Raw genomic sequence first — 22,914 nt, 5'->3', positions numbered from 1 at the left:
GCGCTCGAGGAGAAGGAGCGACTGATGAAAACTCGAATCACTACGGCGGTTGCCGCGCTCGGCGGGATGGCAGCGGTGACCTTGGCGCTCGGCTTCGGCGGGGTGGCGGTTGGCACGACGGCGGCGGCACCGGCGACACACTCGTCCTCCGGCATCGCGCCGGCGCACGCCGCGGCCGGCGTCCACCAGGCCACCCTTGCCGGTTGCGTGTCCGGGCTCGACTGCTAGTCGAATCGCTTTCCGATGGCCCATCCCGGTGATGGGCCATCGGCGTTTGTGTCGGCGGATGTCCCCGCCCCGCAATCCCCGTTTGCCCGGGCGCGCGCCCGGGTAAGGAGAAGTGAACCACTTGCATACGCGCAAGCGGGGATTGGGGATTGCGATGAGATCGGCAGCCAGAACCTCGTTCGCGCTGTTCGGCGGCGCGGCCATGCTCGTGTTCGCCGTCGGTTGCGGCGGCGGCAACAAGGGACCGAACAGCAGCACGACCACCACCCCGACGACCACGCCCACGTCGAGCGTGGCTCCGTCCACACCCGGTGGTGGCGGCGGCACCCCCGGCGGCCCCACGGGTGGCGGCGGGCCCGGCGGCGGCGGTGGCGGTGTCCCCGGCGGCCCGACCGGCGGCGGCGGCCCGGGCGGTGGCGGCGGGTGCGTCGGCAACGTGTGCGGCGGCTACTGACATCCCGGGATAGCGCACCCAAACAAACAAGGATTGCCGCCCCAAGTCGGCGGGGCCGGGGTCACCTGGCCCCGCCGGCTGAAAACTTCTTACCCATCGAGCGTTCCTACGTGACGGCCTAGGCCGGGCACCGCATTCGGGTTATGGTTCTGGCCAACTCCGATGCAAGGGGAAACTCGATGTCGAAGCTCAGGTTTGGATACTTCATCGCCCCGTTTCACCGGGCCGGCACCAATCCGACGCTCGCATTACAGCGCGACCTCGCTTTCATCGAGCACCTCGACGCCCTCGGTTTCGACGAGGTGTGGATGGGCGAGCACCATTCGGCCGGCAGCGAGATCATCAGTTCGCCGGAGGTGTTCATCGCCGCCGCGGCCGAACGCGCCAAGCGGATTCGCTTTGGCACCGGGGTCATTTCGCTCTCGTACCACAACCCGCTCTGGGTCGCCGACCGGCTGATGCTGCTGGATCACCTCACCCATGGCCGCATCATCGGTGGCGTGGGGCCGGGTTCGCTTCCCAGCGACTCCGCCATGATCGGGCTCACCCCCACGGACACACGCGAGCTGCTGGAAACGAATCTCGACATCGTCGTGCGGCTACTGGCCGGGGAGACGGTGAGCGCGAAGACGGCCACGCACCAGCTGTTCGACGCCAAGTTGCAGCTGGCCCCCTACTCGGATGGCGGAATCCCGCTGTCGGTCGCCGCGGTCGCGTCGCCGACGGGCGCGCGGCTGGCCGGCAAGCACGGCATCGGCCTGCTGTCCATCGGCGCGACGCTGACCGTCGAGGGCTTCAACGCCCTCTCGTACCACTGGGGCATCGTCGAGGAGCGCGCGGCGGCCTTCGGCACCCGGGTCGACCGTTCCAACTGGAGCCTGGTGGGTTTGTTCCACCTCGCCGAAACCGAAAAACAGGCCCGCGAAGAGGTGAAGTTCGGCATCGAGCCGTGGTTCCGGTACTTCCAGAAGGTGGCCGCCTTCCCACAGATGACGATGCCGGGTGAGCAGCTCGACGAGATGATCGACGTCATTAACGACAACGGGGCCGGTGTGATCGGCACGCCCGAGCGCGCGCGGGAGCAGGTGCAGCGGCTGTGGGATCAATCCGGCGGGTTCGGCTGCATGCTGCAGATGGGCCACGAGTGGGCCAACCCGGCCGCCACCCGCCGATCCGCCGAATTGTTTGCCGCCGAGGTGATGCCGCATTTCCAGGGCCAGGCGCAGCCAACCCTGGATGCCGCCGCGCGTGCGGGGCAGGCCCGGGACAGCCTGGCGCAATCGCAGTTGGACGCCGTCGCGCACATGACCAAGAAGTATCAGGACGAGGTCGAGTCCAAGTAGCGACCGCTTCATAGTCGAGCGACAGCCGCTTCCCAGCTGTTAGCTAGATTCTCGGCGCACAACTGATGGATGACCAGCACCGCTGACCACCGGCTCCGAATGGTGCAACTCGCTTTCGCGGGCGCCGCCACCGTCGCAGCTCTCGCCTTGTTCGGCGCGGGGCACGAATCAGTGCGCCCGGCGGACGTGGCGGTGTCGCCCCAGACACCGCCAAACCTTTTCGGCGGCAACGGCTTTGCCGCCGATGACGACGACGACCAGGCCCAGCTGCAGCAGCAACTCAATCAGCAACAGCTGCAACAGTCGATGCAGCAGGCCGAACAACAGAACGAACAGGCCCAGCAGCAGTTCGAGCAGAGCATGCAGCAGGCTCAGCTAACCGAGCAGCAGGCCAACAACCCCTAGACCCTGTCGGCGGGCGTGGCGGCCGCGCGGTGCGGCCGTCATGCGCCCGCCCCGCTCGATTCGCGCTCGGCCGTCTTGACCAACCGGTCGGCGAAGAACCGCACCGCACCGCCCATGGCGGCTCGCATCAGCGGACCGGTCCCGCGCACCCCCTCGGTGAACGAGCCGGTCCAGTGCAGGTCGGTGCCGCCCGCGGGGTTCGGCGTGAGGACCACCTCGCTGACGTAATCCTTCACGGGATTCGACGGCGCGATGAGTTTGTACACGTGCCGGCGGTCCTGTTCGTACTCGACGGTTTCCTCCTGCACGAGCACCGGCCACATGCCCAGCTTGCGAACCGCCCCGATCCCGCCGGGCGCCGGATCGCCCTGCCGCGCCCAACTCGAGTGAACGACGATGGGTTTGGCCCACTTCGACCAGTTGGCGCCGTCGGTCACGAGCCGGAACAGCGTCGCGGCGGGCGCCGTGCTGGTGCGATTGACCTCGAATGAAAACGTTCGTCCTGACATGACCAACTCCCCGGAAAATTCATCGGCGACCGTGCATGCCGCTCGCGCGTAGGCTACAGCTCACGGCCCACCCCACCCGGCGGGGGTTCACCCGAAGCGCCGACTGGACCGCGAGGAATGCCTACAATCAGCGGATGCGACGGCCGATCTCGCTGTTTGCCGTCCTGTTGTCGCTCAGCGGCTGTGGCGGTCACGGTGCCACCGGCGCAAGCCCCACCACGAATCGCACCGCCGCCAAGGTCCACAGTCAACGCGTGCTCGACGACGCTGTCGGCGCAAGTGCGCCGGGATGCTCGGCAGCCGTGGGCATTCAGGGAAAGGTCGCCTGGACGGGTGTGCGCGGTGTCGCGGACATGTCGACGGGCGCGGCCATCACCCCGGACACCGTGTTCGACATCGCATCGGTGTCAAAGCAATTCACCGCGGGTGCCATCCTGCTGCTGGTGGACGCGGGCAGGCTGACGCTCGATGACCCGCTCTCGCGGCATGCGCCGGAGTTGCCGGCGTGGGCGCGGTCGGTCAGCCTCGGACAGTTGATGCACCAGACCAGCGGGATCCCCGATTACGTCGGGCTGCTGGAGGCGCAGGGGTTCCAGGCCGGCGACCGAACCACCGAGGAGCAGGCGCTGCAGGCGCTCGCCGCGGTGACCGCACTGGAATTCGACCCGGGTTCGCGATTCGAATACTCCAACTCCAACTACCTGCTGCTCGGCGAGATCGTCCACCGGGTAGCACGGCAACCGCTGTCGCAAGTCCTCGCCGAGAAATTCTTCCGGCCCCTCGGCCTGAGCATGGTCGTCGATCCGACCGGGCCGATTCGGGGCAAGGCCGTCGGCTACGAGAAGAGCGGCGAGGCGATCGCATCCGGCTGGGAGCAGGTCGGCGACGGCGGGATTCAGACAACTCCAAGCCAACTCGTCGTCTGGGCGGACAATTATCGGACCGGCCGAGTCGGTGGACCCGCGCTGCTGAATGCCCAACTGGCTAGAGCGGTACCGACCCAAAAGGGCGGCGGTGACCGCTACGGGGCGGGAATCTACCTCCTGGCCGACGGCTCGCTCGACCACGACGGTGATTGGGGCGGCTTCGTCACCGCATTTCGGGTCAGCAAGGACCGGTCCACCTCGGTGGCCGTCAGCTGCAACACCGACAAGCAGGACCCGGAGGCCCTCGCCGACGCGTTGCAAAAGCTCTGGGCGTAACCCGCGAATTCGGCTCCGAATCAACGCCTTCGGGCGCAACGTGCCGATGATCACCTTCGCGGCCGCGCCGGTTGCCGGGACGGTTTCCCTACAGTGGGTCCATGGAGATCGCCCCCCGGCAGCAGACCCCCGGCTTGCTCGACATCGAGGACTGCCTGGATGCCGAGGGCAACGTCATGCCGCCGCCGGACGTCACGCTGATCTCGCTCATCGACCGCAACATCGCGAACGTCGGCGACGCGGTGGCGTACCGCTTTCTGGACTACAGCCGCGGGGACGAGGGGCATGTCCAGGAGGTGACGTGGAACCAGTTCGGTGTCCGGCTGGAGGCCATCGGCGCGGGTGTCCAACGCGTCGCCGGCCGCGGCGAGCGGGTCGCGGTCCTGGCGCCGCCGAGCCTCGACTACGTGATGGGTTTCTACGCGGCGATCAAGGCCGGAACCGTCGCGGTGCCGCTGTTCGCGCCGGAGTTGCCCGGGCACGCGGAACGTCTGAACACGGCGCTGCGTGATTCGCAACCGACGGCGGTCTTGACGACGGCGGCGGCACGGGGCGCCGTCGAGGACTTCTTGGGCACGCTCCCGCAATTGCAACGGCCGCGGGTCGTCGTCATCGACGAGATCCCCGACTCGGCACGAAAATCGTTCGCGCCCAACGAGTTACGCCACGACGATGTTTCCCACCTGCAATACACCTCGGGCTCGACGCGACCCCCGGTCGGCGTTGAGATCACGCACCGGGCGGTGGGCACCAACCTCGTGCAGATGATCCTTTCGATCGACCTGCTCGACCGCAATACCCACGGGGTGAGCTGGTTGCCGCTCTACCACGACATGGGCCTGTCGATGATCGGCTTCCCGGCGGTCTACGGGGGACACTCCACGCTGATGTCGCCCGCCGCGTTCGTCCGCAGGCCGCAACGCTGGATCAAGGCCCTGTCGGCCGAGGCGGGCCGCGCCGTCACCGCCGCGCCCAACTTCGCCTACGAATGGACGGCCCAGCGGGGCCTGCCCGCGCCCGGCGACGACGTCGACTTGAGCAACGTGGTGCTGATCATCGGCTCCGAACCGGTCAGCATCGAGGCGATCAACACCTTCAACGACGCGTTCGCCCCCTACGGGTTACCGCCGACGGCGTTCAAGCCGTCCTACGGCATCGCCGAGGCGACCCTGTTCGTCGCCACCATCGCGCCCGCGGCCGAGGCGACCCCCGCCTACTTCGATCGCGACGAGCTGGGCGCCGGTCGCGCGGTGCGGGTCGCGGCTGACGCCCCGGGGGCCGTGCCGCAGGTGTCCTGCGGTCAGGTGGCCCGCAGCGAATGGGCCGTCATCGTCGACCCGGACACCGGGGCCGAACTGCCCGACGGCCGCGTCGGCGAGATCTGGCTGCAGGGCAACAACGTCGGCCGCGGCTACTGGGGGCTGCCCGACGACACCCGGCGGGCGTTCGGCGCCCGGCTGCGGTCCCACCTGGCCGAGGGCAGCCACGCCGGGGGTTCGACCCTGGAGGGCGCGTGGCTGCGGACGGGGGACCTGGGCACCTATCTGGACGGCGAGCTGTACGTCACGGGCCGGATCGCCGACATGGTCAGCGTCGACGGCCGCAACCACTACCCACAGGACATCGAGGCCACCGTCGCCGAAGCCTCGGGGATCGTCCGCCGCGGGTATGTGACCGCCTTCGCGGTGCCGGCCGGCAACACGGGTCGGCAACTGGTGATTGTCGCCGAGCGGGCGGCGGGCACCAGCCGCGTCGACCCCGAGCCGGCCATCGAGGCCATCCGCGCCGCGGTCATGCGCCGCCACGGCGTGCCGGTCGCGGACGTGCGTTTGCTGCCGGCCGGCGCCATTCCGCGCACCACCAGTGGCAAGCTGGCGCGCCGGGCCTGCCGCGCCGAATACCTGAGCGGCGACCTGGCGCACTGACCCAGACGGCCCGAAAAGCCTTGCGCGTCGGCGCGCCTGGCTTAGTCTCCATTCGGAGGCGACGATGGTGCTCAAGGTTGCGGTGGCGGCCGACCTGATCGGCGGCGATGTCGACGCCGGGTACGGGAAGGTCGCGGACGCCTTTCGCGCCAATTTCCGCGGCGGCGCGGAAGTGGGTGCGGCCCTGGCGGTCTACCGCGACGGGGTCAAGGTCGTCGACCTGTGGGGCGGCTACCGAAACGGCGTGGCCAAGCAACCGTGGCGGCCCGACACCATGGTCAACATGTTCTCTACGACCAAGGGGGTCGCCGCCCTGGTCGTCGCCGTCGCCGTGTCCCGCGGACTGCTCTCCTACGACGCCAGGGTGGCCGACTACTGGCCGGAATTCGCGCAGGCGGGCAAGGGTGAGGTCACGGTCCGCCAGCTCCTGGGGCACCAGGCCGGGCTGTGCGCGCTCAAACCGAAGCCGACGCTGGCCGACGTCGCCGACCCCGAGAAGCTGTCGCCGATCCTGGCGGCCCAAGCGCCGGCTTGGCCACCGGGTGCCCGGCACGGCTACCACGCGATCACGCTCGGCTGGTACGAATCGGAACTGATCCGGCGGACCGACCCGGCCGGCCGCACGCTGGGCCGCTTCATGGCCGACGAGATCGTGCGGCCGCTGGGGCTCGACCTACACATCGGGCTGCCGGATTCGGTGGACCGGCAGCGGGTCGCGCACGTCCACAACTGGGTGCGCGCGGAAACGCTGCTGCACCTCAACGTCATGCCGCCGGGATTCGTGGGCGCCTCGCTCAACCCGGTCGGCCTGACGGCGCGCGCCATCGCCGTCCCGCGCGGCGTCAACGCGTTCAACGGCGACTACAACCGCGACGACGTCCGGGCCGTGGAGATCCCGTCGGCCAACGGCATCGGCACCGCCCGGTCGGTGGCGCGCATGTACGGCAGCGCGGCCACCGGGGGAGCGGAGCTCGGCCTCGCCGCCGAGACCGTCGGCGCGCTGGTGGCGCCGGCGCTCTCACCGAGCCGCGGCGTTCGCGACAAGGTGATGAACGTGGACGTGGCGTATTCGCTCGGTCTCTGTAAGCCCGTGCCGCACTTCGCATTCGGCTCCTCGGACGCCGCCTTCGGAACACCCGGCTTCGGCGGATCGTTCGGCTGCGCCGACCCGGACACCGGCGTCGGATTCGCCTATGTCATGAACCGGCTCGGGTTTCACCTGTGGAGCGACCCGCGCGAACTCGCCGTGCGGCAGGCCCTGTTCCGCGATGTGCTCGGGGTGCGACCGCAGACCTGAGCCCGTTAGGGATTCGCCGCCCGATTACGGTGGAGAAGCCGAATTGCGTGGGGGACGGCCGGATAGTTCCGCTGCACCAACACCAGGAGGCGCGATGGTCCACCTGCCCCGCGGGGACCAGCGGTTCGACGGGACCATTCACCCTTCGGCCGGTGAGTCCACGCCGGCAAGACCGTCAATCGACTATCCGCCCGCCGGCGCTCCCAACGTCGTGGTGGTCCTGCTCGACGATGTCGGATTCGGCGCCGCATCGACGTTCGGCGGGCCGGTGCCGACACCCGCGTTGGACCGCGTCGCCGGTTCCGGGCTGCGCTACAACCAATTCCACACGACCGCGCTGTGTTCACCGACGCGCGCCGCACTGCTGACCGGACGCAACCACCACAGCGCGCACATGGGCACCATCTGCGAGATCGCCTATGGGTTTCCGGGTTACGACAGCGTGATACCGCGGAGCACCGCCACGGTCGCCCAAGTGCTGCAGATGAACGGCTACAGCACCGCGCTGTTCGGCAAGGCGCACTTCACCCCGACCTGGGAGATCGGCCCCGCCGGCCCGTTCGATCGTTGGCCCACCGGACTCGGATTCGAACGTTTCTACGGGTTTCTGGGTGGTGACACGTCACAGTACGAGCCCGCGCTGTATGACCAGATCACGCCCGTTGAGCCGTATCTGGGGCGCAACGACTATCACCTGACGGAGGACCTGGCCGACAAGGCGATCGACTGGATTCGCCTGCAGAAAGCGTCGGCGCCGGAGAAACCGTTCTTTGTTTACTTCGCGCCCGGCGCCACGCACAGTCCTCACCAAGTCTGGCCGGAATGGTCCGAGCGGTTCGCCGGTCACTTCGACGACGGCTGGGACGCCTTGCGGGACCGGATATACGCCCGCCAGCTCGAAATGGGAGTCATCCCCTCCGATGCCAAATTGACCCCGCGTCCCGAACAGATTCCCGCGTGGGCGGACTACGACGATCGCTACAAGCCGGTCGCCCGGCGGCTGATGGAGGTCTACGCCGGATTCTTGGCCCACACCGATGCCCAGATCGGCCGGTTCATCGACACCATCGACGAGTTGGGGCTTTGGGACGACACGTTATTCATCTATGTGTGCGGCGACAACGGCGCATCCGCGGAGGGGACGCTGCACGGTGCTTGGAGCTCACCGGCATTCCAAAACGGGATGCCCGAAGATCCCGAATGGCTGCTGGCTCACATCGCCGACTTTGGAACGCCGAGATGCGAAAACCACTACAACGTCGGTTGGGCATGGGCGCTCGACGCGCCGTTTCAGTGGATGAAGCAGGTGGCGTCCCACTTCGGGGGAACCCGCAACGGATTGGCGATCTCGTGGCCGCACGGCATAGCGGCGGCGGGGGAGCAGCGCACCCAGTTTCACCACGTCATCGACATCGTCCCCACCATCCTGGAGGCCGCCGGCATCGAAATGCCCGCTGTTGTCAACGGTGTTGAGCAGAAACCGATCGAGGGTGTCAGCATGCGGTACTCGTTCGACGACGCCGCGGCGGCGGGCCGGCGAACCACGCAGTATTTCGAGATCTTCGGCAATAGGGCTATATACCACGATGGCTGGATCGCCTCGTGCTTTCACGGGCGCCTGCCCTGGGTCCGCGCCCAGCGCGCAACCCCGTTCGGCGACACCGAGAGGTGGGAGCTTTACCGCCTCGCAGACGATTTCAGCCAGAGTGCCGACCTGGCCGCGCAACGCCCCGACAAACTCGCGGAACTGAAGGCCGCATTCGCCGCGGAGGCACACAAATACGACGTCTACCCACTCAGCGACGCGACGCTCGCGCGCGCCTTGCCCGGCAACCGGCCGAGCCCGCTGGCCGACCGCACCTCGGTCACCTATTACGCCGGGAATGTGCGCATCCCCGAACCCGTGACACTGAGCTACACCAGCACGTCCTTCGAGCTGCGGGCGCAACTTGCCATACCGCCGGGCGGCGCTCAGGGAGTGGTGATCTGCATCGGCGGCGCGATGGCCGGCTGGAGTCTGTACCTGCGCGATGGCGCTCCGCACTTTGTCTACAACTACTTCGGCCGTGAGCTCACCACCATTGCAACCACCGAGCCGATACCGGAAGGCCCAGTCGCCCTGGGGCTTTCGTTTGACTATGACGGTGGCGGACTGGGCAAGGGCGCCGCGGTGTCGCTCCGCGTCGACGACGCCGAGGTGGCCGGCGGCCGCATCGAACGCACGGTGCCGTTCCGATTCTCGATGAGCGGTGAGACCCTGGACGTCGGCACCGACACCGGCTCGCCGGTTGCGCCGTACGGCCATGATTTCCGGTTCACGGGCCGGATCGACCGGGTCGACGCCACCGTGCACCCTCATCACACGGATCTGGCCGCGGCGATCGCCGAAGCAGAGGTGCGCGCGGCGCTGGGAGCGCAATAGTGCTCACCATGTGGGGCAGCCTCATCCCGCTGCTACTTGGTTGCGCACTGGAACCGATCGAGGTCGTCATCACGATCATGCTGCTGGGCGGCCCGTCGGGCGTGCGGGCCGCCGGTTCCTGGGTCCTGGGGCACGTCAGCACGCGTCTGATTCAAGGCCTCGTCTTCGGCACCATCCTGCATTGGGGGGCCCGCGGCGCAGGCTCGGATCACCCGCACCACTGGATCGTGTCCACGCTGCTGCTGGTGGTGGCCCTGCTGTTGCTGGTCACCGCGGCGCGTGAGCTGTTCAGCGGGGACGATCCCAACGCCCCACCGCCGAAGTGGATGAACACGTTGACCTCGGCCACACCCACGAAGGCCTTCTTCATCGGCGCGGGCGTGATCACCGTGTCGGTGAAAGCCTGGGTTTTCACGCTCGCGGCGATCAGTGTTATCGGCGATGCGAATCTCAGCCGGCCGGCCAACATCGGTTCCTACATCGTGTTCGTGGCGCTCGCGGCGAGCGTGAATCTGCTTATCGTCGGTGCGGCAGCCGTTTTCCCGGAGCGATCGCGCGCCCTGCTGGACCGGGTGCTGCGCTGGCTGCAGGAGCACGACCGACCGATCGTGATCGTGGTGAGCGTGCTTTTCGGAATCTGGTTCGCGATTAAAGCTCTGCGCGGCTTCGGATTTCTTTAGCGCCGCAAGCGTCGACCGGAGGGCGTGGTGGGGGTGGGGGTACATGCCACGGGCCCACCGGCGGGCGACTCGGGTGCAGGCGGATGCGGGCCCGCACCGGATGTGTCCGCGGGTGGCATCCTGGCCGTGTGGGTTTGCTCATCCGGCTGGCGGAGCTGATGATCGTCGTCCTGCCCCTGGTGGGCGCGACCGTCGCCGCGGTGCGCGCGTTCGGCGCCAACCGGCGACGGTCGGAGCAACCGCCGGAGACCGACCGCGCGGAACCCCGGCCGGACACCGGCGACAATCACGTCGCCCAGTGGCGCTCGCTGCGCCGGATCCTCGAGGAGCACCGCCGCACCGACGCGCGGTGGCTCGAGTACGAACTCGACGTGGCCAAGCTCCTCGACTTTCCGCTCATGACCGACATGCGGGACCCGCTGACGGTCGCCTTCCATAAGGCCAAGCTCCGGGCCGACCTGCTGCGCCCCGTCAAGGCCGAGGACCTGCTCGACGACAGGGAAGCCGCCGCGCAGTACCTGTCCGCCGTCGAGGATTACGTGACCGCCTTCAACGCCGCCGAGACCGAGGCGACGCGCAGGCGCCGCAGCGACTTCTCCCACGCCGATCAGCAGCGAATCGCGCGGGCCCAGAGCCTATTGCGGGTCGCGTCGGACCCGGCCGCCGCGCCGCAGGAGCGCCGGCACGCCTATGAGTTGGCGCGTCAGGAACTCGACGGCCTCGTGGTCTTGCCGGCAACGATGCAAGCGGCGATCGAGCGGGGGATCTCCGGGGAGCTGGAGGGGTGAGCGCGGCGGGCGACGACCTCGCCGGGTTTCCGATCACTCCACCACCCCTGCGCGGCCCGGTGACCTTCGACCAGTACTGGCGCGACCTCACCTTCATCCACTGGCCGGTGCGGCCCGACACCGTCGAGCCGTTGTACCCACCCGGCACCCGCCCAGACGTGTTCGACGGCATGACCTATGTGGGGCTGATCCCGTTTGCGATGGGCCACACGAAAGTCGGCTCGGCGCTGCGACTTCCGTACTTCGGCAGCTTTCCAGAGACCAACGTGCGGCTGTATTCGGTCGACGACTCCGGCCGCCACGGCGTGCTGTTCCGGTCGCTGGAAACGGCCCGGCTGGCCGTCGTGCCGGTCATCCGGGGCGCCCTGGGCGTGCCGTACACCTGGGCGCGGATGCGGACGAACCGCTACGGCGACCGCGTCACCTACCGCAGCGTGCGCCGGTGGCCCCGCCGCGGCCTGCGCAGCCGGATCGAGGTCGCCGTCGGCGCCCGGGTGGAACCGACACCGCTGGAAGTGTGGCTCACCGCCCGATGGGGCGCGCACACCCGCAAGGCCGGCCGGACCTGGTGGATACCGAACGAGCACGCGACGTGGCCGTTGCACGCGGCCGACATCGTCGAGCTGGACGACGAGCTGGTGGCCGCCAGCATGGTGCGGCCCGCCGGCCAGCGATTGCGGGCGCTCTTCTCGCCCGGCGTGCGAACCCGGTTCGGCCGCCCCTCCGTCGTGCGTTACGGGCAGGCGTAGCCGCCGTCGATCACCACGTCCGAACCGGTCATGTAGGTGGAGGCCGCGCTGGCCAGGTACAGGTACAGGCCGGCGAGCTCCTCGGGCCGGCCCATCCGCCCCAGCGGCACCTTGGGCTCCCACAGGCGGTGGTATTCGGTCAGCGGCTCCACCAGTTCGGTGCGGATGTAACCCGGGCTGACGCTGTTGACCCGGATGTTGTGCGGCGCGAACTCCACGGCCATGGCCCTGGTCAGGTGGATCACCGCCGCTTTCGACGCGCAGTAGTGGCCCACTTGCTGCGGGATGTTGATGATGTGGCCCGACATCGAGGCGGTGGTGATGATGGCGCCGCCCTGCCCCTGTTGGACCATCGCCCTGGCCGCCGCTTGCGCGGTCAGGAAAACGCCTGTGACGTTGGTCTTTTGGATGCGCTCGAACTCTTCCAGTCCCATGTCCAGCATCCCGTTCACGGTGATGATGCCGGCGTTGCAGACCGCGATGTCGATGCCGCCCAACTCCGCGGTCACCCGGTCCAGCATGGCGGTCACCTGGTCGGGCTGGGTCACGTCGCAGCCGATCGGCACCACCCGGCCCGCGCCGTCCGGCGCGATCTCGCGGGCCACCCGTTCCAAGTCGTCGGTGCGCCGCGCCGCGATGGCCACGTCGGCGCCCGCCTGCAGGTAGGCCCGCGCCACCACCTTGCCGATGCCGCTGGATGCGCCAGTTACCAGCGCCCGCTTGCCGCGCAGATCGAACAATTCCAAGACGTTCATGCGATATCCCTTTTCAGACGAGCCGCCGTCAACCGCAACACGTTCTAGTGTGTCCGCCATGGGCAAATACACCAGGGCAGAAATCGAGCAAGCCGTCGAGAACTACACGCGGGTCGTGGAGGGCTGCAGCGCATCGGGCGATTGGCGGCCGTTTGCCGATCTGTTCACCGACGATGTCGTCTATACCGAACATCACTACGGAGTGTTCCACGGCCGCGAGGCCGTGCGGGACTGGATCGTCGCCGTGATGGCGCCGTTCCCGCACATGCGATTTCCGTCCGACTGGACCGCCTACGACGAGGACAACGACGCCGTCGTCGTGATGATCAAGAACCTGCTCGACCACCCGACGGATCCCGACGGCGAGCCGTTCTGGTTCCCGAACTGGACCCGGCTGGTCTACGCCGGGAACGGCTTGTTCTCCAGCGAGGAGGACATCTACAACCCCAACCGCGACGCGCCGGGTGTGGTGGCCGCCTGGCTGCAGGCCGGCGGTCGGTTGGAGTCCGACGAGATCCTGCAGCCGGGCGCCTGAGGTCGCCCAGAACTAAGCGGACGACAGGTGCGGCTGTCGGCCGCGCCGCCGCGACCGCACGGCCGCCAGCGCCTGCTCCCACGCCAGCATCGTGGCGGCCTTCATGTTGGCCGGCTTCATACTCTCCCTGGACAGCAGCGCCGTGGCCGCGGCCTTGGTGGTCGCCGACGCCTTCGACAGGTGGCCCGAGTCAAACGGCGGCTGGGGGTCGTATTCGATCGCCAGCTGGATCGCCTTGGCGCGGCCTTCGCCGCCCATCTCGCCGGCCAGCCACAGCGCGAGGTCGAGGCCCGCCGACACCCCCGCGCAGGTTACGACGTTGTCCTGGTGCACGATTCGCTCGTCACCCACCGGGACGGCGCCGAACGCCTTGAGCGCCGGAATGGTCAGCCAGTGCGACGTGGCGCGCCGGCCCGTCAGTAGGCCGGCGGCCGCCAGGATCACCGATCCCGAGCAGACCGACGTCGTCCACCGGGCGGTGCGATGCGCCTGCCGCAGCCAGTCCAGCAGCGCGTCATCACGGGCATGCACCGGGGTGGACGGGCCGCCCGGCACGAGAATCACGTCGGGCGAAGGGGTTTCGGCCAACGAGTGGGTCGCCCCGATCACCAGCACGCCGGAGTCGGCGGTGATCGGCCCCGCCTGGTGCCAGACGAACCGAACCTCCGCGTCGGGAAGGTTGCGCAGCACCTCGTACGGGCCGATCATGTCGAGCGCGGTGAATCCCGGATAGGCCACGATCGCGATCTGGGTCATGGGTGTCGTCCTTTCGTTTCAGGCGAAGGCCTTGCGGTATTGGTCGGGCGGGATGCCGACCCGTCGAACGAAGTTGCGCCGCATGGTTTCCGCGGTGCCGAAGCCGCACCGGGTAGCGATCGCGACGACGGTGTCATCGGTCTCCTCCAACTGGCGGCGCGCGGCTTCGGTCCGGATCCGTTCGACGTACTGGCCGGGCGCCTCGCCGACCTCGGCGGTGAAGACGCGGGTGAAGTGCCGCGGGCTCATCGCGGCGCGGCGCGCCAGCTCGTCGATGCTGTGCTCGCCGCCCGGCTCCGCCTCGATCGCCTCCTGCACCGCGCGGATCGAGTTGCGCTTGGCGCGCGGCATCCACACCGGCGCCGCGAACTGCGTCTGCCCGCCGGGGCGGCGCAGATACAGCACCAGCCAGCGGGCGACCGTCTGCGCGACCTCCGTGCCGTGGTCGTCCTCGACCAGCGAGAGCGCCAAGTCGATGCCCGCGGTGACGCCCGCGGCCGTCCACACCGAGTCCGAGCTGCGGACGAAGATCGGGTCCACGTCGACGTCGATCCCGGGAAACTCGCGGGCCAACTTCCCGGCGAAGGCCCAGTGCGTGGTCACCCGCTGCCCGTCCAGCAGCCCCGCCTCGGCCGCCAGGAACGCGCCGGTGCAGACCGTCACCACGCGGCGGGCGGTTGCGGCGGCGGCCTTGATCCAGCCGATCAGCGCGGCGTCCGATCGGGCGGCGTCGACACCGGCGCCGCCGGGCAGCACGACGGTGTCGATCGGTGCGGTGGGGTCGCCCGGGTCCGGCAGCGGCGCCGCGACGAAGCCCAGACCGGTCGGGGTGGTGATCGCCCGACCGTCGACGGACGCCACCGCGACGTCGTAGCCGCCCCCGGTGAGCAGCGCCGCGCCGGTGAAGACGTCGTGCGGTCCCACCACGTCGAGCGCCTGCACACCGGGGAACCCGGCGATCACGACCCTGCGAACCATGAACTCAAGTGTTGGGCACCCACCGGCATGTCGTCTACGCCGTGCAGCCCACCAATTAGGACATGGGGACCTGGCCCGTGGCGGCCGCAGCGGGCTTGGCAGACTGTCCGCATGGCACAGATAACGTTGCGTGGAAACCCGATCAACACCGTCGGCGAGCTGCCCAGCGTCGGGTCTCCGGCGCCGGCCTTCAGCCTGACTGGCGGCGACCTGGGGCCGGTCGACAGTAACCAGCTCGGTGGTAAAGCCTTGGTACTCAACATCTTCCCCTCGGTGGACACTCCGGTGTGCGCGACCAGCGTCCGGACCTTCAACGAGCGCGCCGCCGCCAGCGGCGCCACGGTGGTGTGCGTGTCGAAGGACCTGCCGTTCGCGTTCGCCCGGTTCTGCGGCGCCGAGGGCATCGACAACGTCCAGACGGGTTCGGCGTTCCGCAGCAGCTTCGGCGAGGACTACGGCGTCACCATCACCGACGGCCCGATGGCCGGTCTGCTCGCCCGGGCCATCGTGGTGGTCGGCGCCGACGGCAAGGTCACCTACACCGAGCTGGTCCCGGAGATCGCCCAGGAGCCCAACTACGACGCGGCGCTGGCGGCGGCGGGCTGACCCCTCGCTTGTTTGCGAGCCGCCGGTGTTCGCCGCGCTGAGCTGTCGCATCGCAGCGCGCCCGTGTTAGCCTGACCCATCCACAGGGTGGTCGGCCGCAAAGGAGTGCCTGCGATGGATGACGGCAAGGTTCGGGTTGCCGCGGGCGTGCTGGTGAGTGTGCTGGCCCTGCAGGTCGCGGGATGCCACGCGAAGTCGACGGTCAAGCCCGAGGGCGCCGCGCAATCGGTCGTCGACGTCGTCTCGAGCCAAACGGGCTTCCACCCGGCCGACGTGAACTGTCCATCCGGGGTCGAGGCCAAGGTGGGCCAGGAGTTCGACTGCCACTTCACCGGCCCGGAGGGCAAGCCCTACACCGCGCACATGCGCATCACCAAAGTCGAGGGCGAGCAGGTCGTCTTCGACGTCAAGAGCCGGCCGAGCTAGGCCCCGGCGGTCCGAGGCGATCCGCGGTGGCCGCCAGCACTTCGCGGCACCCGGCCCACATCTCCTCGATGATGTCGGCGGCCGGGGGGAGATCCGAAATCCGTCCGGCCACCTGACCGGTGTTGGCGACGCTGGCGTCCATGTCCCCGTCGAAGTAGAGCCGCTGCACGCGTTGCAGCGCCGCGGCGCCCTCACCGGAAGACGTTGCGGCGTCGAGTCTCTCGGCGGCGGCCGTCCGGATGACGCGCATCATCCGTCTGCCGTCGAGGGGGAGGAGCACGGTGGCGGTTTCGTCGGCCGCCACGACCGCCCGCTTGAGGTTGCCGTGCACCGGGGAATCCGCCGAGGCCAGCAGGCGCGTGCCCATCTGCACGCCCTCGGCGCCGAGGACGAAGGCGGCCGCCATCGACCGCGCGTCGCAGATCCCGCCCGCGGCCACGATCGGCACATCGACGTGGGCGGCGACCAGGGGCAGCACCACCATGGTCGAGGCGCCGAAGCGGTTCTTGAACCCGCCGCCCTCGACGCCCTCGACGACGAGGCCGTCGACTCCGGCGTCGACGGCCTTGCGGGCCGCGGCGAGCGTGCCCACCACGTGGAACACGGTGATGCCGGCATCGTGCAGCCGGCCGGTGAACAGTCCCGGATCGCCCGCGGAGGTGGTGACGAAGCGAATGTCGTTGTCCACCAGCAGATCCACGGTGGCCGGGTCGCGGTTCATGATCAGCGCGATGTTCGCGCCCACCGGCCGGTCGGTGAGGTCGCGCACGCGCCGCAGGTCCGCGCGGCCCTGCTCGGACGTCGTCTCGATGATGCCCAGCCCGCCCGCGTTGGACACGGCCGCGGCCAGCCTCGCACCGGCGATGTAGGTCATCGGCGCCTGGATGATCGGGATGTCGATGCGCGCCAGGTCGCAGATCCGGTTGGTGGTGGTCATGATTCCCTCGGGTCGATGAGGTCGCGGAAGGCGGCGGCGGGATGGACCGACGCGCCCAGGCCGGTGACGCGGTCGCTCAGCCCCTTGTCCGACGTGACCACCCGGATGTCCTGCGGACGGGGGTCGGCCCGCACGCGGCGGACGATCTCGTCGTCGGCCGAGTTCGCGGCCGCCCTGGGCGCGTAGGCGATCTCGATCACCGACGCGGCAATGGCGGTCGACGGTGGCCGCTCGAACACGACCGTCACGCGGTCCCCGTGGGTGGCGGCCCATCGGTCGAGGCGGTCGGCCAGCGCGACCATGGCGCGGCCGCGGTCCTTCCACCAACCGTCGGGGCGGCTTCCGATCACGTTCATGCCGTCCACGATCCACCGCACGACCCCTACGGTAAGGCGAGCGCGCACGCCCACCCGCGAATTTCACGCTTTTCGACGCGAACCGGTTGGTACGGTCACCGATATCCGTTTCCGCTGCTGCCGCCGATGGGACAGGTGAATGACGTTGATAGCCGACACCGATGACCGGGTTGTCTCGCTGGCCCGCGGAATGCGCGACCTGGTGCGCGCCGAGGCCGCCGAATCCGAGCGGGCGCGCACCCTCACCCCGGCGATCGTCGACGAGATGTGGGCGAGCGGACTGATGTCCGCGTTCAACCCGGTCGAGGCCGGCGGTGTCGAGCCGTCGTTCACCGAGATGATCGAGACATGGATCGAAATGGCTTGGCAGGACGGCTCTTTCGGTTGGGTCGGCATCGCCAACCTGCCGTCCTCGTTCGCCGCGGCGGCGTATCTGCCCGACGAGGGTTTCGCCGAGGTGTTCACGGCACACGACAACCGCGTCACGATGGGCGGCCAATTCTTCCCGAACGGGCAGGGCTCCGCCGTCGACGGCGGCTACCTGGTGAGCGGGGCGTGGAACTTCGGCTCGGGCATCGGTCACTCGCAGTACGTCGCGGCGGGATTCCTGCCCATGGACGACGGCGAAATGCGCTGGATCAGTGAGGGCTTCCCCGAGATGCGGGTCGCGGTGATTCCCCGCGACCAGATCAGCTTCGACGACGGCTGGTTCGTGCAGGGGCTCAAGGGGACCGGCTCGTACGACTACAGCGCCCAAGAGGTGTTCGTGCCGGCGAGCCGCACGTTCGAGCTGTTCGTGCGTCAGCCCTATCGCGGAACGTCGCCGGCCACCCGGATGGGGCTGATGCCGGTCACCGCCGCCGGCCATGCGTCCTGGGCGCTCGGCGTCGCCAAGAGCATGCTCGACGATGTCCAGGAGCTGGCCGCGACGAAGTTCCGGATGAGCGACATGGCGTCGCTGGCCAGCCGCCCGACATTCCAGAAGGGGCTGGCCCACCACCGCGCGGCCTGGCGGGCCGCTCGCCTGCTGGTGCTCGACGCGTTTACCACCGCCGAGGCCGCGGTGGCGTCGGGCGAGGAGCTCACACCGGCCCTGCGCGCCGACATGCGGGTGGCGGCGGTCTTCGCGACCGACACGGCGCGGGGCTGCGCCGAATGGGCCCACCTGGTCGCGGGCACCAGCTCGATCCGCGAGGGCAGCCGCCTCGAGCGCGCCTTCCGGGACATCTACACCGGGACGCAGCACGCCTTCATCAGCGAGAAAGTCGCGATCGACGTCGCGCAGATATGGCTCGGCATCATCGAGGACCAGCCCGGCCTGTGAATCGCTGACGGCGGGCGGCTACACCAAACTCTGGCCCGGCTGCTGGCTGCCGGCGCTTTCGTCGTCGTTCTGCTCGGTGACCGACGAGGCCAGTCCCGGCCCGGAGGCCCCGCCGGCCGACGCGCCCTGCGCGATCGAGCCGAGCGAGCTCAACGGGGCGGCGCCGGCGCCCAGCAACGTCGATGCGGCGTTGACCGCACCGGGCATCGCCGCGCAGGGGCTCGGCACCGTCGGCGCGGTAACCGGCGCCGGCGGCGCCGGGGCCGCGACCGGGCCGCCCTGGACCAGGTTGGTCAGCGGCGGCGTGCGGGGTACCGAGCCGCCCGCCGCGACGGGCGGCTTGGCGCCCGTCAGTCCACCGCCCGTCGGTCCGACGAAGGCATGGCTGGCGATTCGGGCGCCGGAGGAGTCCAGGGCGCCGGCCGCCTCGCCGTCGACTTGGGAGTACATGCGGGCGATGTCGGTCAGCGCCACCCCGGTGCGCGCGACCTCCTCCTGGGCGGCGGTGTTCAACGCCAGCATGGCGGTACCTTCGGCGGCGAACGCCGCGGCCGCCATGATCGAGACTTCGTCGGCCCCGGCCGGAACCAGCGCGGTCACCGGCGCCGACGCCGCCGCGCCGGAAGTCAGACCGCGGGTCGCGATGTCGACCACGTGCAACCCGATGGCACCGGCCGCCGGGTCATGTGACATCGATTCCATGTGCGTACTGCTCCTGTGCGAGCCTTGAGCGCCGGTACGTCGAAGGACCAGCTGTGCTGGGCGATGACATCAAGTCTAAGGGGGCCGGTGGTGTGGTGCGCACACTTTCATCCGGCCCCGCCCGGTCGTCGCCTACTATCAGCCAATGCGTGGCTCAAAGATCCTGATCACCGGCCCGACCGGCCAAATCGCAACCCCGATCGCGCGGGCGCTGGCGTCCGACAACGAGGTGTGGGGCATCGCCCGGTTCACCGACCCCGCCGCGCGGGAGGGCCTGGAGAAGGCCGGCGTCCGCTGCCAGACGGTCAACCTTGCGGCCGGTGACTTCTCCGATCTGCCAACCGATTTCGAGTACGTCCTCAACCTCGCGGTGGCCAAGAGCGGCAACTGGGACAAGGATCTCGCGGCCAACGCCGAGTCGGTGGGCCTGCTGATGGCGCACTGCCGCGCCGCGAAGGCCTTTCTGCATTGCTCCTCGGCGGCGGTGTACGACCCGCCGGACGACGATCCCCGTACCGAACGCGCCGCGCTGGGCGACAACCACAAATGCCTGTTCCCCACGTATTCCATCTCCAAGATCGCCGGGGAGGTGGTGGCCCGCTCGATGGCGCGGGCCCTCGGGGTGCCCACCACCATCGCCCGGCTCAACGTGCCCTACGGCGACAACGGGGGATGGCCGTTCTACCACATGGAGATGATGCTGGCGGGCATCCCGATCCCGGTCCCGCCGGGCGAGGACGCGCGCTACAACCCGATTCACGAGGACGACATCATCGCGACCATCCCGAAGTTGCTCGAGGTGGCGTCCGTCCCGGCGACGACGGTCAACTGGTGCGGCGACCAGACGGTCAGCATCCAACAGTGGTGCGCCTACCTCGGCTCACTGGTCGGCAAGGAGCCGGTGTTCGAGGTGAGCGCGCAGGCGCTGCGCGGAAATCCGACCGACAGCGGCCGGATGCACGAGCTCGTCGGCGGCACCACCGTCGACTGGCGCGACGGGCTGCGCCGCATGGCGGCCAAGTTCCATCCGGAGTTGGTCGGCGCCTAGGCGTTACAGGTGCGCCAAGAGCCGCTCCGCGAACGCGTCGGGGTGCTCGCGGTGCATGAAGTGTCCGCCCCGCACCTCCTCGACGGTGTACTCGTTCTCGAACATCCGGGCGGCGTGCCGATAGTCCGCTGGTTCGACGATCGGGTCGTCCAGGCCCGCGAAGGCGATCACCGGCACCGTGATGCGCGCCTTCAGCGACGCGCTGGGTATGGGGGAGAGCTTGCGGTAATAGCCGAATGCCGCGTTCAGGCTCGCCGGATCGGAGAAACTCGCCCGCACCGCGTCGAACTCCCGGGGGTCCGGCCGCCACAGCGGTGACCATCGCCGGTAGATCGCGGGCAGCGCCGCGAAATCGTTGCGCGCGAAGCGATTCGCCGCTCCCGGCAGCTTGTACGCCGCGAAATGGCGCGCCCCCCAGAGCTTCTTCAGCGACGGCCTGAGGGTCGCCGGATGCGGAATGGCGATGATGACCAGTTTGCGGACGCGATCGGGCCCGATCGCGGCCGCGCCGTAGGCGGCCGACGCGCCCCAGTCGTGCCCGATGACGACGGCGTCGCTCGCGCCGAGCGCTTCGATCAGCGCCAGCGGATCACGGGCCAAGGTCTCCTGGTCGGGGTCCCGAGCGGGAATCCCGCTCGGGTGGTAGCCGCGCATGAAGGGGCTGACGGCGCGGTAACCCTTGTCGGCGATGCGCGGGCGCAGGTGATCCCAGGTGTGCGCGGTGTCGGGGAACCCGTGCAGCATCAGCACGAGCGGCCCCGAGCCCTGTTCGAGGTAGGCGAATCTCAACCCGTTCGCCTCGACGAAGCGGATGTCGGCCATGGCTGAGGACGCTACGCCTCCGCACTCCGCCCGCGCTTGACCGCACCGCACCCCCAATGCTAAGCAAGTGCTCAGCATTTTCGGTGCATCGAGGGCGCGGGGGACCGGGACACGGAAGGGACGAGATGACGCTGCAGGCCGTATTGGAGGACATCCGCAAGCGCCCGGGCACGGGAGAGGTCATCACCGTCATCGACCCCGCCACCGAGGAGACGATCACCGAGTTCACCGACTGCGGCGAAGCGGCCGTCAACGACGCCGCCGGGCGGGCCAGGGATTCCTTCGAATCGGGGGTCTGGTCCCAGTTGCCGGGACGCGAACGGGCGAAGATCATGTGGCGCATCGCGGATTTGATCGACGAACATGCCGAGGACTTCGCCCGACTCGACTCGCTCAACACCGGCATGCCGTTGATGCAGGCGCAGCTGCAGATGTCCACCTGCTCGGAGTTCTTCCGTTATTACGCCGGTTGGTGTTCCAAACTCAACGGCGTCGCCTACGACGTGAAGACCGACGGCATCGCGACGGACGCCTTCGTCAACATGCACGCCTACACCCTCAAGGAACCCTTCGGCGTGGTGGGGCTGATATTCCCGTGGAACGGCCCGATCTTCAACGCCAGCGCGAAGCTCGCGCCGGCGCTGGCCGCGGGCTGCAGCATGCTGGTCAAACCCGCCGAGGAAACCCCGCTGTCGGCGCTGTTGCTGGACAGGCTGATCCACCAGGCCGGCGTCCCCGAGGGCGTGGTCAACCTGCTGACCGGATACGGCCACACCGCCGGCGCCGCGATCACCGCCCATCCCGACGTCGAGAAGGTCGCCTTCACCGGGTCGACCGAGGTCGGCAAGGAGATCGTGCGCGCCTCGGCCGGCAACCTGAAGAAGGTCATGCTCGAACTCGGGGGCAAGTCGCCGGTGCTGATCTTCGACGACGCCGACCTGGACAAGGCGATCATGATGGCGTCATTAGGCATCTTCGTGCACTCCGGGCAGGGATGCGTCTGTGGCTCAAGGATTTTCGTGCAGCGCGGGGTGTACGACCGGGTGGTGGAAGGCATTGCGCTGATGGCGAATACGTTCAAGCTGGGCGCTCCCAGCGAGGAAGGCTGCGTCAGCGGCCCGCTGATCAGCCAGAAGCAGCTGACGCGCGTCATGGGCTTCATCGACGAGGGCCGCGGCGACGGCGTCGAAGTGGTCACCGGCGGCTACCGCCTGGATCGCAAGGGCTACTTCGTCCACCCGACGGTGCTCACCAACGTCGATCCCGGCATGCGGCTCTATCAGCAGGAGATCTTCGGGCCCGTGGTCTGCATCCTGCCTTTCGACGACGAAGACGAGGCCGTCGCCATGGCCAACGACACCACCTACGGCCTGGCCGCCACGGCCTGGACGGAAAACCTTGGCCGCGCCCACCGCATCGTCAAGCGGCTGCAGGCCGGCAGCGTCCAGGTCAATTGCCAGTTGGTGTTCGACCACGATGTGCCGTTCGGCGGTTACAAGCAATCCGGTTGGGGTCACGAGTTCGGGCGCGAGGGGATCGAGGCCTACATGAAGACGAAATCGGTCTGGGCTCAGCTCTAACCCGGTGCGGTCTTCTCGGCGTGTCGCCGCGGCCGACAGCGAAAAGTCCCGAACCGCACCAGGTTCGGGACTCTCCGCCGGCACGCC

Annotated in this window: 24 protein-coding genes and 1 pseudogene; 17 read left to right on the top strand and 8 right to left on the bottom strand. The window is 68.9% G+C overall.

Annotation, left to right across the window (positions count from 1 at the left end):
• Positions 1 to 24 precede the first annotated feature (24 nt).
• The 4 genes from A5730_RS24890 to A5730_RS02455 all read left to right on the top strand — a co-directional run bounded on the left by A5730_RS24890 (position 25) and on the right by A5730_RS02455 (position 2,430).
• Positions 25 to 228, top strand: a complete 204-nt coding sequence (locus tag A5730_RS24890) for a hypothetical protein (protein ID WP_067895152.1) — start codon at positions 25 to 27, stop codon at positions 226 to 228.
• Between the two features lie 154 nt (positions 229 to 382).
• On the top strand, positions 383 to 682 hold the full coding sequence (locus A5730_RS24885) for a hypothetical protein (RefSeq protein WP_067895149.1): 300 nt from the start codon (positions 383 to 385) through the stop codon (positions 680 to 682).
• Positions 683 to 861: 179 nt separating this feature from the next.
• Positions 862 to 2,025, top strand: a complete 1,164-nt coding sequence (locus tag A5730_RS02460) for an LLM class flavin-dependent oxidoreductase (RefSeq protein WP_067895145.1) — start codon at positions 862 to 864, stop codon at positions 2,023 to 2,025.
• A gap of 69 nt (positions 2,026 to 2,094) precedes the next feature.
• Positions 2,095 to 2,430 (top strand): hypothetical protein, encoded by a 336-nt coding sequence (locus A5730_RS02455; protein WP_156745654.1) that lies wholly within the window; start codon positions 2,095 to 2,097, stop codon positions 2,428 to 2,430.
• Positions 2,431 to 2,468: 38 nt separating this feature from the next.
• Here the strand turns inward: A5730_RS02455 and A5730_RS02450 are convergent, their stop codons facing one another.
• Positions 2,469 to 2,939, bottom strand: coding sequence for an SRPBCC family protein (locus A5730_RS02450; RefSeq protein WP_067895139.1), 471 nt, complete (start codon positions 2,937 to 2,939; stop codon positions 2,469 to 2,471).
• A gap of 134 nt (positions 2,940 to 3,073) precedes the next feature.
• Here A5730_RS02450 and A5730_RS02445 point away from each other — a divergent pair, with 134 nt between their 5' ends.
• The 7 genes from A5730_RS02445 to A5730_RS02415 all read left to right on the top strand — a co-directional run bounded on the left by A5730_RS02445 (position 3,074) and on the right by A5730_RS02415 (position 12,002).
• Complete coding sequence (locus tag A5730_RS02445; RefSeq protein WP_156745653.1) at positions 3,074 to 4,141, top strand: serine hydrolase; 1,068 nt, start codon at positions 3,074 to 3,076, stop codon at positions 4,139 to 4,141.
• A 101-nt stretch (positions 4,142 to 4,242) separates the two neighbouring features.
• Positions 4,243 to 6,066: a fatty acyl-AMP ligase gene (locus A5730_RS02440; RefSeq protein WP_067895134.1), complete on the top strand. Its 1,824-nt coding sequence runs from the start codon at positions 4,243 to 4,245 to the stop codon at positions 6,064 to 6,066.
• A 64-nt stretch (positions 6,067 to 6,130) separates the two neighbouring features.
• Positions 6,131 to 7,363: a serine hydrolase domain-containing protein gene (locus A5730_RS02435; RefSeq protein WP_067895131.1), complete on the top strand. Its 1,233-nt coding sequence runs from the start codon at positions 6,131 to 6,133 to the stop codon at positions 7,361 to 7,363.
• Between the two features lie 94 nt (positions 7,364 to 7,457).
• Positions 7,458 to 9,785 (top strand): arylsulfatase, encoded by a 2,328-nt coding sequence (locus tag A5730_RS02430; RefSeq protein ID WP_067895127.1) that lies wholly within the window; start codon positions 7,458 to 7,460, stop codon positions 9,783 to 9,785.
• A gap of 8 nt (positions 9,786 to 9,793) precedes the next feature.
• On the top strand, positions 9,794 to 10,465 hold the full coding sequence (locus A5730_RS02425) for a GAP family protein (RefSeq protein WP_067895355.1): 672 nt from the start codon (positions 9,794 to 9,796) through the stop codon (positions 10,463 to 10,465).
• A 128-nt stretch (positions 10,466 to 10,593) separates the two neighbouring features.
• A complete protein-coding gene (locus A5730_RS02420) occupies positions 10,594 to 11,253 on the top strand; it encodes a hypothetical protein (protein ID WP_067895124.1) in 660 nt (219 codons plus the stop codon).
• On the top strand, positions 11,250 to 12,002 hold the full coding sequence (locus tag A5730_RS02415) for a YqjF family protein (RefSeq protein WP_231994604.1): 753 nt from the start codon (positions 11,250 to 11,252) through the stop codon (positions 12,000 to 12,002). The genes A5730_RS02420 and A5730_RS02415 overlap by 4 nt, the downstream gene beginning before the upstream one ends.
• On the opposite strand, the gene A5730_RS02410 is transcribed toward A5730_RS02415, so the two are convergent.
• Positions 11,987 to 12,757 carry an SDR family oxidoreductase gene (locus A5730_RS02410; RefSeq protein WP_067895121.1) on the bottom strand — a complete coding sequence of 257 codons (771 nt, stop codon included), beginning with the start codon at positions 12,755 to 12,757 and terminating at the stop codon, positions 11,987 to 11,989. The genes A5730_RS02415 and A5730_RS02410 overlap by 16 nt on opposite strands.
• A gap of 58 nt (positions 12,758 to 12,815) precedes the next feature.
• Here A5730_RS02410 and A5730_RS02405 point away from each other — a divergent pair, with 58 nt between their 5' ends.
• Positions 12,816 to 13,292 carry a nuclear transport factor 2 family protein gene (locus A5730_RS02405; protein ID WP_067895118.1) on the top strand — a complete coding sequence of 159 codons (477 nt, stop codon included), beginning with the start codon at positions 12,816 to 12,818 and terminating at the stop codon, positions 13,290 to 13,292.
• A 12-nt stretch (positions 13,293 to 13,304) separates the two neighbouring features.
• Here the strand turns inward: A5730_RS02405 and A5730_RS02400 are convergent, their stop codons facing one another.
• Positions 13,305 to 14,000 (bottom strand): DJ-1/PfpI family protein, encoded by a 696-nt coding sequence (locus tag A5730_RS02400; protein ID WP_231994612.1) that lies wholly within the window; start codon positions 13,998 to 14,000, stop codon positions 13,305 to 13,307.
• 66 nt (positions 14,001 to 14,066) lie between these two features.
• Positions 14,067 to 15,026, bottom strand: a complete 960-nt coding sequence (locus tag A5730_RS02395; protein WP_067895114.1) for a GlxA family transcriptional regulator — start codon at positions 15,024 to 15,026, stop codon at positions 14,067 to 14,069.
• 111 nt (positions 15,027 to 15,137) lie between these two features.
• On the opposite strand from A5730_RS02395, the gene tpx reads away from it, so the two are divergent.
• Both tpx and A5730_RS02385 read left to right on the top strand, forming a co-directional pair.
• The gene (gene tpx / locus A5730_RS02390) at positions 15,138 to 15,632 is read left to right on the top strand and encodes a thiol peroxidase (protein WP_067895111.1); all 495 of its coding nucleotides are present in this window, start codon (positions 15,138 to 15,140) and stop codon (positions 15,630 to 15,632) included.
• A 114-nt stretch (positions 15,633 to 15,746) separates the two neighbouring features.
• Positions 15,747 to 16,058 (top strand): DUF4333 domain-containing protein, encoded by a 312-nt coding sequence (locus A5730_RS02385; RefSeq protein ID WP_067895108.1) that lies wholly within the window; start codon positions 15,747 to 15,749, stop codon positions 16,056 to 16,058.
• Here the strand turns inward: A5730_RS02385 and A5730_RS02380 are convergent.
• A complete protein-coding gene (locus tag A5730_RS02380; RefSeq protein ID WP_067895105.1) occupies positions 16,039 to 16,995 on the bottom strand; it encodes a nitronate monooxygenase family protein in 957 nt (318 codons plus the stop codon). The genes A5730_RS02385 and A5730_RS02380 overlap by 20 nt on opposite strands.
• Positions 16,992 to 17,372 (bottom strand): NYN domain-containing protein, encoded by a 381-nt coding sequence (locus A5730_RS02375; RefSeq protein ID WP_067895102.1) that lies wholly within the window; start codon positions 17,370 to 17,372, stop codon positions 16,992 to 16,994. Before A5730_RS02375 ends, A5730_RS02380 begins: the two co-directional genes overlap by 4 nt.
• Positions 17,373 to 17,490: 118 nt before the next feature.
• On the opposite strand from A5730_RS02375, the gene A5730_RS02370 reads away from it, so the two are divergent.
• Positions 17,491 to 18,675, top strand: a complete 1,185-nt coding sequence (locus A5730_RS02370; protein ID WP_067895099.1) for an acyl-CoA dehydrogenase family protein — start codon at positions 17,491 to 17,493, stop codon at positions 18,673 to 18,675.
• Positions 18,676 to 19,092: 417 nt separating this feature from the next.
• On the opposite strand, the pseudogene A5730_RS25370 reads toward A5730_RS02370, so the two are convergent.
• Positions 19,093 to 19,377 (bottom strand): annotated as a pseudogene (locus tag A5730_RS25370) (PE family protein); the annotation flags it as partial.
• Positions 19,378 to 19,522: 145 nt separating this feature from the next.
• Between A5730_RS25370 and A5730_RS02360 the strand changes: the two are divergent.
• Positions 19,523 to 20,425, top strand: a complete 903-nt coding sequence (locus A5730_RS02360) for an NAD(P)-dependent oxidoreductase (protein ID WP_067895094.1) — start codon at positions 19,523 to 19,525, stop codon at positions 20,423 to 20,425.
• Positions 20,426 to 20,428: 3 nt separating this feature from the next.
• Here the strand turns inward: A5730_RS02360 and A5730_RS02355 are convergent, their stop codons facing one another.
• On the bottom strand, positions 20,429 to 21,247 hold the full coding sequence (locus A5730_RS02355; RefSeq protein WP_067895091.1) for an alpha/beta fold hydrolase: 819 nt from the start codon (positions 21,245 to 21,247) through the stop codon (positions 20,429 to 20,431).
• Positions 21,248 to 21,372: 125 nt separating this feature from the next.
• On the opposite strand from A5730_RS02355, the gene A5730_RS02350 reads away from it, so the two are divergent.
• Entirely contained in the window at positions 21,373 to 22,827 is a 1,455-nt protein-coding gene (locus A5730_RS02350) for an aldehyde dehydrogenase (protein ID WP_067895088.1), read from the top strand.
• Positions 22,828 to 22,914 lie beyond the last annotated feature (87 nt).

Origin of the sequence: Mycobacterium sp. ACS4054, assembly GCF_001667275.1 — a bacterium.
In the GTDB taxonomy this organism is placed as follows: Bacteria; Actinomycetota; Actinomycetes; order Mycobacteriales; family Mycobacteriaceae; genus Mycobacterium.
This window is presented reverse-complemented; position numbering and strand designations above follow the sequence as displayed.